Source organism: Streptomyces capoamus, assembly GCF_014654935.1.
Classification (GTDB): domain Bacteria; phylum Actinomycetota; class Actinomycetes; order Streptomycetales; family Streptomycetaceae; genus Streptomyces; species Streptomyces capoamus.
This window is the reverse complement of sequence record NZ_BNBF01000015.1, coordinates 56,478-65,461: the sequence shown is the minus strand read 5'-3', so window position 1 is coordinate 65,461 and position 8,984 is coordinate 56,478. Positions and strand designations below refer to the sequence as shown.

At 73.8% G+C, this 8,984-nt stretch carries 5 protein-coding genes; all 5 read right to left on the bottom strand.

Annotated features, from left to right (window positions below; translation table 11 throughout):
- Positions 1-369: 369 nt before the first annotated feature.
- Complete coding sequence (locus IE312_RS22925; RefSeq protein ID WP_189984230.1) at positions 370-1,917, bottom strand: alkaline phosphatase D family protein; 1,548 nt, start codon at positions 1,915-1,917, stop codon at positions 370-372.
- Positions 1,918-2,465: 548 nt separating this feature from the next.
- Complete coding sequence (gene obgE, locus IE312_RS22920) at positions 2,466-3,914, bottom strand: GTPase ObgE (RefSeq protein WP_189984229.1); 1,449 nt, start codon at positions 3,912-3,914, stop codon at positions 2,466-2,468.
- A gap of 146 nt (positions 3,915-4,060) precedes the next feature.
- A complete protein-coding gene (gene rpmA, locus IE312_RS22915) occupies positions 4,061-4,315 on the bottom strand; it encodes a 50S ribosomal protein L27 (protein WP_023550764.1) in 255 nt (84 codons plus the stop codon).
- 14 nt (positions 4,316-4,329) lie between these two features.
- Positions 4,330-4,650: a 50S ribosomal protein L21 gene (gene rplU, locus IE312_RS22910; RefSeq protein ID WP_028422127.1), complete on the bottom strand. Its 321-nt coding sequence runs from the start codon at positions 4,648-4,650 to the stop codon at positions 4,330-4,332.
- A 409-nt stretch (positions 4,651-5,059) separates the two neighbouring features.
- On the bottom strand, positions 5,060-8,984 hold a 3,925-nt coding region (locus IE312_RS22905; RefSeq protein WP_189984228.1), incomplete at its 5' end, for an Rne/Rng family ribonuclease.

Sequence of the window (8,984 nt, the reverse complement as noted above, 5' to 3'; positions counted from 1 at the left end):
GTCATTCACCTTGCACTCCCGGTGATTGACGGGGGCGGCGTGAACGCCCGTGAATTTGCTGTGAGTAAGTCCACAGGTGCCCGCGGACGGGCAGGAGGCGGGCGCCCGGCGGCGCGGCGCCGTTGCGGACGGGGCGCGAATACGGCCGGTCCGGCACTCCATTGCCATGGAATTACGCGCCGTCGATGCCGCGGAAAGAGTTACGCGGGGCGGTTCGCGCGAAAGCTGTTCACCTAAGGCGGTTCACCCGGGGCTGGTCGTCCGGGCCGGTCGTCCTGGACCGGTCGTCCTGGACCGTGCACCTGAGCCGTTCCTCCTGGCGGGGCACGGAGGAGCCCGGGACCCGGCCGGGTCCCGGGCCGGCGTACGTCACACCAGCCGGACGCCCGGCTCGTCCGACTCCACCCGCAGCCGGGCCAGGGTGCTCGCCGTCGCCTGCGGCCTGAGCACCGTGTCGACGGCGCGGACCTGCGCGTCGATGCCGTCGCGGCGGATGTCGAACAGGTGGTAGCCGCGGTGGGCGTCGATGAACTTCCAGTGCGGGTTGTCCGCCATCAGCGGGTCCCACTGCCGGTGGAAGGCGTCCTGGTCCTGGTCGCCGCTGCTGGAGATGGAGGTGCCGACGAACTCGGCGCCGACCACGTCCGAGTCGGGGTCGGCGTAGTCCGTCCTGAGGTCGCTGATCATCGTCAGGTGGCGGTCGCCGCTCAGCACCACCGGGTTGCGGATGCCGGCGAACTCCTCCAGCAGGGCGTTGCGTTCGACCTGGTAGCCGTCCCAGGCGTCGTAGTACCAGAGCTTGCCCTCGCCGGGCAGCAGATCAGTCTCGGCCATCATGATCTGCGAGGCGATCAGGTTCCAGCGGGCCGGGGAGTCGTACAGCCCGTCGAGCAGCCACTGCTTCTGCTCGGCGCCCAGCATGGTCTGCGTCGGCGCCTCGGCGCCCTCCTGCGTGGTGGCCTGGTCGCTGCGGTACTGCCGGGTGTCGAGGACGTTCAGCCGGGCCAGCCGGCCGAACTCCAGACGGCGGTACATCTGGATGTGCGGGCCCGTCGGGATCGCGGTGGCGCGCACCGGCATGTGCTCGTAGTACGCCTGGAAGGCCGCGGTCAGCCGTTCCACGAACTTGTCGTGCGGCTGCTTGTCGGGGTCCTGCGGTATCTCGCCGGCCCAGTCGTTGTCCACCTCGTGGTCGTCGAAGGTGACCACCCACGGGGCGTTCGCGTGCATCGCGGCGAGGTCGGGATCGGTCTTGTACTGGGCGTACCGGTTGCGGTACTGCGCCAGGGTGTACGGCTCGCCCTTGCCCTCGTGCCGGCGTACGGCCGTCGCCGAGGGAGCGGACTCGTAGATGTAGTCGCCGACGAAGAGCACGACGTCGGGGTCCTGGGCGAGCATGTCGGCGTACGGCGTGAAGTAGCCGTGCTGCCAGTTCTGGCAGGAGGCCAGGGCCACGCGCAGCGCACCGCCCCGCCGGTGCGGGTGCGGCGCGGTGCGGGTGCGGCCGGTGGGCGAGAGCTGGTCGCCGGCCCGGAAGCGGTACCAGTACGGGCGGTCCGGGCGCAGGCCGCGGACGTCCACGTGGACGCTGTGGCCGAGTTCCGGGCGGGCCTCGGCGGTGCCCCGGCGGACGGTTCTGCGGAACCGCTCGTCCTCGGCGATCTCCCAGTCCACGGGGAAGACGGCGTCGGGCATGCCGCCGCCGTTCAGCGGGTCGGGCGCGAGTCTGGTCCACAGCACGATCCCGTCGGGCAGCGGATCTCCGGAGGCGATGCCGAGGGTGAAGACGCCGTCGGGGAGCGGGGTGCCGGCGGCGCGGGCGGTGCCGGGCAGCCACAGCTGGGCGGCGGCCGCGACGCCGAGGACGGCGGCCCCGGCGGTCAGAAAGCGGCGGCGGTCGGGCGATGCTGCTGTCATGCGCTGACTCCCTTGCCACAGTGGCCACTTGGTCGGGTGTGTCGGGCAGTGGGAAGGTCCCACGGCCGGACGGTCCGCCTGCTGAACCAAGCCCATCGCGAGCATGACAAGTAGGGAGACGGCAGGAGACCGTTGCGGCACGAGAAAACCGTCGCGCCACAACGGATCTGACGGTAGATCGGAATGCGCCCCGCCGTCCGCCCCCACCGGCGCGTCGCACGCCGCCCGAGGGCGCGTCAGCGGTCCTCCGATGCACCGGACCGGGACCGGGCGGCGCACCGGACCAGGCCCGGGCGGTCGGCGGAGCGGCCCCGGCCGCCGGGTCGCCGATTGTCCGGAAAAAGCGAGTGCGAGGGAGCCGGCCGGGGAAGCCCCGGGCAAAGCCACCGGTGACCGGACCCGCCATTGACCGGCCGGCCCGCCCCGCGAACGCGACTCAGCCGGTCCGCGCCCCGAAATGCCGGTCCGCGCCCCGAACGCGACGCGGAGAGGACTCGCGTCCTCTCCGCGTCACACCGCACGACACCGCGGGCACAGCCCGCCGCGCCCTACTCGAACGGGTTGAACTCGTCGTACTCCCGCAGCGACTCGTCCCGCTCCGCCTCCTTGTCCCTGCGGCGCTGCGCCGCGGGCCGGGGGGCGTCGAACCGGTGGTCCTCGCCACGGCGGCCGAGCATCTCCGCGCCGGCCATGACCGTCGGCTCCCAGTCGAAGACGACCGCGTTCTCCTCGGGGCCGATGGCGACGCCGTCGCCCGCGCGGGCGCCCGCCTTCATCAGCTCCTGCTCCACACCGAGGCGGCCCAGCCGGTCGGCGAGGTAGCCGACGGCCTCGTCGTTGTTGAAGTCGGTCTGGCGCACCCAGCGCTCGGGCTTCTCGCCGCGCACCCGGAACAGCGGCTCGCCGCCGACGTCCTCGCGTACGACGGTGAAGCCGGCGTCGTCCACGGCCTTGGGCCGGATGACGATCCGGGTCGCCTCCTCCTTCGGCTTGGCGGCGCGCGCGGTGGCGACCAGCTCGCCCAGGGCGAAGGACAGCTCGCGCAGCCCGATGTGCGCCACGGCCGACACCTCGAAGACCCGGTAACCGCGGGCCTCCAGGTCGGGGCGGACCATCTCGGCGAGGTCCTTGCCGTCCGGCACGTCCACCTTGTTCAGGACGACGATGCGGGGCCGGTTGTCGAGCCCGCCGTACTGGCGCAGCTCCTCCTCGATGATGTCGAGGTCGGAGACCGGGTCACGGTCGGACTCCAGCGTCGCGGTGTCCAGCACGTGCACCAGCACGCTGCACCGCTCCACGTGCCGCAGGAACTCCAGGCCCAGGCCCTTGCCCTGGCTGGCGCCCGGGATCAGACCGGGCACGTCGGCGATGGTGTAGACGGTGGAGCCGGCGGTGACCACGCCCAGGTTCGGGACCAGCGTGGTGAACGGGTAGTCGGCGATCTTCGGCTTGGCCGCGCTGAGCACGGAGATCAGCGAGGACTTGCCGGCGCTCGGGTAGCCGACGAGGGCCACGTCGGCGACGGTCTTCAGCTCCAGGACGATGTCCTGGAGGTCCCCGGGCTCGCCGAGCAGCGCGAAGCCAGGCGCCTTGCGGCGGGCCGAGGCCAGCGCGGCGTTGCCGAGGCCGCCGCGGCCGCCCTGCGCGGCGATGAACGAGGTGCCGTGGCCGACCAGGTCGGCGAGCACGTTGCCCGCCTTGTCCAGGACGACCGTGCCGTCCGGCACCGGCAGGACCAGGTCCTCGCCCTCCTTGCCGGAGCGGTTGCCGCCCTCGCCGGGCTTGCCGTTGGTGGCCTTGCGGTGCGGGGAGTGGTGGTAGTCCAGCAGCGTCGTGACCGACTGGTCGACGGTCAGGATGACGTCACCGCCCCGGCCGCCGTTGCCGCCGTCGGGGCCGCCGAGCGGCTTGAACTTCTCACGGTGGACGGAGGCACAGCCGTGGCCTCCGTTACCCGCGGCGACGTGCAGCTCGACGCGGTCCACGAAGGTGGTCATGGTTCGGTGCCTCCTGGGGGTCCCCCCGGCCGGAGCCGGGAGCGTACGGGTATGTCTGTGGGGGTAACACGCGAAAGGCGGACCCGCCTTCCCGAACGGGAAGTGAGGTCCGCCTCGCGAAGCGTTCAGCGCGTGAATCAGGCGATTCAGGCGACCGGAACGATGTTCACGACCTTGCGGCCGCGGTGGGTACCGAACTCCACCGCACCGGCCTGCAGCGCGAACAGCGTGTCGTCGCCGCCACGGCCGACACCGGCGCCGGGGTGGAAGTGGGTGCCGCGCTGGCGGACCAGGATCTCACCCGCGTTCACGACCTGACCGCCGAAGCGCTTCACGCCGAGCCGCTGGGCATTGGAGTCGCGACCGTTCCGGGTGGACGATGCGCCCTTCTTGTGTGCCATTTCTCCTCAGTCCCTTACTTCGCAGCCGTGGGGATCGACGTGACCTTGATCGCCGTGTACTGCTGGCGGTGGCCCTGCCGACGGCGGTAGCCGGTCTTGTTCTTGTAGCGCAGAATGTCGATCTTCTGGCCCTTGTGGTGGTCCACGACCTCGGCCTGGACCTTGATGCCGGCCAGCACCCACGGGTCGCTGGTCACGGAGTCGCCGTCGACAACGAGCAGGGTCGAGAGCTCGACCGTGTCGCCAACCTTGGCAGTGGAAATCTTGTCAACCTCAACGATGTCGCCGACAGCAACCTTGTGCTGGCGACCACCGCTGCGCACGATGGCGTACACGCGGATCTCACTTTCGCTCGAAGAAACGGCACCCCCGCAGGCCAGTCGTCCAGGAACACCACGGACGACCTCTCCCGGCCCGTCTTGCGTCCGGAAGGAAGAGGTTTACGGGGATGTGGCGTGTTCAGTGACACGCCGACGGTCAAGGTTACGGGGCCACGGGCGAGGGGGTCAAACCGGGCCCCGCGGGTGTGCGACCGGTCACTCGGAACGGGCCCTGCGGGCGGACGACCGACCGCCCCGGACGGGGGGTACGACCGATCGCTCCGGCGGGCCCTGCGGGCGGACGACGGATCGCTCCCGACGGCCCCACGGGTGCACGGCCGGCAACCCCGGCGGGACCGGCCGCTCGTGACGGCCCCCGGCCGGTGCGCGGCCGGTCACGTGGACCGGCCGCGCACCGTGGGCGTCAGCCCTCGTCGTCGGCGGTGGAGACCGTGGTGGTCTTCTTCGCCGTCGACTTCGCGGCGGCCGTCTTGGCGGTCTTCGTCGCCTTCTTGGCCGTCGTCTTCTTCGCGGCCGTCTTCTTGGCCGCGGTCTTCTTGGCGGTCGTCTTCTTGGCCGCCGTCTTCTTGGCAGCGGTCTTGCGGACCGCCTTCTTGGCCGGAGCCGTCGCCTCGGCCACCTCCTCGGCCGTCACCTCGCCCGCGGGGGCGTGCGCGGCCTCGGCCGCGGCCGACTCGGACGCAGCCGCCTCAGCAGCCTCCGGCGCGGCCGACGGGACGACCACGACGGCCGCCTCCGCGGGCGCGGTCGGCGCGGTGGCCTTGCGCACCGCACGGCGGCGCGCCCGCGCCGGGGCGGCGGCGCCGTCGGCCTCCGCCGGCTGCCCGGCCGGGGCCTCGGCGACCGCTGCGGGCCGCTGAGCCGGTGCCTCGGCCGCGGACGCGGTCTCCGGCACCGTCACCACGGCCGCCTCGGCGCCCTCGGGAGAGCCGGCCGGAGCCGACACCTTCCGGGTCGCCCGACGGCGCGTACGGCCCTTGGGCGCGGCCTCCTCGGCGGCGGGCACCTCGGCCTCCTCGGGCGCCGGGACCACCTGGTCCTCGGCGGCCACCGGCTCGGCCAGCGCCTGCGCGGCCGGCTCCGGCTGCACCGGGCGCGCCGCCGCCTCCTCGGCGGTGACGTCCTGGGCGGTCGGCACCTGGGCCTCCTCGGCCACCGGGGCCTGCTCGGCCTCGGGAGCCCGCTCGCCCTTGGCGGCGCGCTCACCCCTGGGTGCCCGCTCCGCCCGGGGCGCGCCCGCGGGGGCCGACGCCCGGCGGCTCGCCCGGCGCCGCGTGCGGCCACGGCCGGCCGCCGCCTCCGCCTCGGCGACGCTGCTGTACAGCTCCTCGTCCGGCGTGAACTCGGGGGCCGGCAGGGCCACCGGTTCGGCGGCCTCGGCGGCCACCTCCGCGGCGGTCTCCACCTCGGGTTCGACGGCCTCGCCGGTCTCCACGGCCACGGCGGCGGTCTCGTGCACGTGCTCGTGCGCGGGCTCCGCCGCCTCGCCGCGGCCGCCGCGCTTCTTGCGCTTGCCGCCGCCACCGTTGGCGGTGGCCTGGTCCAGGTGGACGATGACACCGCGGCCGTTGCAGTGGACGCAGGTCTCGGAGAAGGACTCCAGCAGGCCCTGGCCGACCCGCTTGCGGGTCATCTGCACCAGGCCCAGCGACGTCACCTCGGCCACCTGGTGCTTCGTACGGTCGCGGCCCAGGCACTCCAGCAGGCGGCGCAGCACCAGGTCCCGGTTGGACTCCAGGACCATGTCGATGAAGTCGATCACGATGATGCCGCCGAGGTCGCGCAGCCGCAGCTGGCGCACGATCTCCTCGGCCGCCTCCAGGTTGTTCCTGGTGACCGTCTCCTCCAGGTTGCCGCCCTGGCCGGTGAACTTGCCGGTGTTGACGTCGATGACGACCATCGCCTCGGTCCGGTCGATCACCAGCGAACCGCCGCTGGGCAGCCAGACCTTGCGGTCCAGCGCCTTGGCGAGCTGCTCGTCGATCCGGTAGGTGGCGAAGACGTCGACCTCGCTGGTCCACCGCGACAGCCGGCCGGCCAGGTCCGGGGCGACGTGCGAGACGTACCCGTGGATCGTCTGCCAGGCCTCGTCACCGCTGACGATGACCTTGGAGAAGTCCTCGTTGAAGATGTCGCGCACGACCCGGACGGTCATGTCCGGCTCGCCGTACAGCAGCGTCGGCGCGTTGCCGCCGTTCTTGGCCTTCTTCTGGATCTCCTCCCACTGCGCCTGGAGCCGTTCGACGTCGCGGCGCAGCTCGTCCTCGCTCGCGCCCTCGGCGGCGGTGCGCACGATGACGCCCGCGTCCTCGGGGACGATCTTCTTGAGGATGGTCTTCAGCCGGGCCCGCTCGGTGTCGGGCAGCTTGCGGCTGATGCCGGTCATCGAGCCCTCGGGCACGTAGACCAGGTAGCGGCCGGGCAGGGAGACCTGGCTGGTCAGCCGCGCGCCCTTGTGCCCGATCGGGTCCTTCGTCACCTGGACGAGCACGGACTGGCCGGACTTCAGCGCGGCCTCGATGCGCCGCGGCCCGTTGGCCATGCCCAGCGCCTCGAAGTTGACCTCACCGGCGTACAGCACCGCGTTGCGGCCCTTGCCGATGTCGATGAAGGCGGCCTCCATCGACGGCAGCACGTTCTGGACCTTGCCCAGGTAGACGTTGCCGACGTACGACGTCGACTGCTCCTTGTTGACGTAGTGCTCGACGAGCACGCCGTCCTCCAGGACGCCGATCTGCGTACGGTCGCCGTGCTGGCGGACGACCATCACGCGCTCGACGGCCTCGCGACGGGCCAGGAACTCGGCCTCGGTGATGATCGGAACGCGGCGGCGCCCCTGCTCACGGCCTTCCCGGCGGCGCTGCTTCTTGGCCTCCAGACGGGTCGAGCCCTTGATGGACTGCACCTCGTCGGACGGTTCGCTGGGCTTGCGCGGCTCGCGGACCTTGACGACCGTGCGCTCCGGGTCGTCGGAGCCCGGCTCGGCCTCGGCGGCGGTGTCACCGGCCCGGCGCCGGCGGCGGCGACGCCGACGGCTGCTGGTGCTGGAGGCGCCGGACTCCTCGGAGCGGCCCTCCTCGGCGTCCTCCTCCTCCTGCTCGGCGGTGTCCTCGGCGTCCTGCGCGGCCTGCTCGGCGGCCAGTTCCCCGTCCTCGTCGTCCACGCCGTCACCGGACTCGCCGTCGGCCGCGTCACCGCGCCGGCGACGGCGTCCGCCGCGGCGGCGCCGGCGGCGCGAACCGGACTCCTCGAAGCCCTCGGCGCCCTCGGCGTCATCGCCCTCCTCGCCCTCGGCGAGGTCCTCGGCCGACTCGGGGGCCTCCTCGGCCTCCTCCTCTTCCCCGGCGGCGGTCTCGACCGGGCGGGTCTCCTCGGCGGCACGCCGGCGCCGGCGCCGGCGGTTACCGGTCTCGGCGCGCTCCTCCGTGTACTCCTCCTTCTCGTCGCCCCCCGTGGCCTCGGCGGCGGCCTCGGCAGCGGCCCGCTCCGGGGTCTGGAACTTGGGCTCGGTGAAGACCGGCGGCTGGAAGACGGCGACGGCGGGGCGGGCGGGCCGGCGCGGGGCGTCGCCCTCGGCGGCCCCGGCGGCGGGCTCGGCGAACCCGGACGCGGCGCGGACGGCCCGGCGCCGGGTACGGCGCGGCGCACCTGCCTCGGCCTCGGCGGCGGGGGCCGGTGCGGTGGCGGAGGTCTCCGGGGCGGGGGTCTGCGGGGCGGGGGTCTGCGGGGCGGGGGTCTGCGGGGCGGGGGTCTGCGGGGCGGGGGCGGTCACCGTGGCCCCTTCCTCCTGGCCGGCCTCGGCGGTCACGGCGGTTCCGGCTTCCTCGGCGGGCGCGGACGCCCGGCGGGTGGCCCGACGGCGCGTACGACGCGGAGCGGCCTCCTCGGCCTCCTCCGCGGGCGCCTCCACGGCGGCGGCAGCGGCGGGCTCCGCCTCCTCGGCGCCGGCGGCTTCCTGCGGCTGCGGCGCGGCAGCGGCGGCGGCCTGCTCGGCCTCGGCCGCGGGCGCGGACGCCCGGCGGGTGGCCCGACGGCGGGTACGACGCGGAGCGGCCTCCTCGGCCTCCTCCGCGGGTGCCTCCTGCGGCGCGGCGGCGGACGCCTCGTCGGCGGCCTGCGGCGCGGCGGCCGGCACAACGGTCTCGGCGGCCTCGGCCGCCTCCGGTGCACCGGCGGGCGCCGACGCGCGGCGGGCGGCACGACGACGCGGACGCGCCGGAGCGGCCTCCTCGGCCGGAGCCTCCACGACCGGAGCCTCCGCGACAGGCGCCTCGGCCGCAACGGTCTGAGCAGTCACACCGGCCTCGGCGGCAGCGGTGTCGGCAGCA

What these genes read in the sequence shown, in the direction of transcription:
- rpmA (WP_023550764.1), bottom strand. Translation starts at nt 4,315, where the DNA reads ATGGCACACAAGAAGGGCGCATCGTCCACCCGGAACGGTCGCGACTCC.
- IE312_RS22925 (WP_189984230.1), bottom strand. Translation starts at nt 1,917, where the DNA reads ATGACAGCAGCATCGCCCGACCGCCGCCGCTTTCTGACCGCCGGGGCC.
- obgE (WP_189984229.1), bottom strand. Translation starts at nt 3,914, where the DNA reads ATGACCACCTTCGTGGACCGCGTCGAGCTGCACGTCGCCGCGGGTAAC.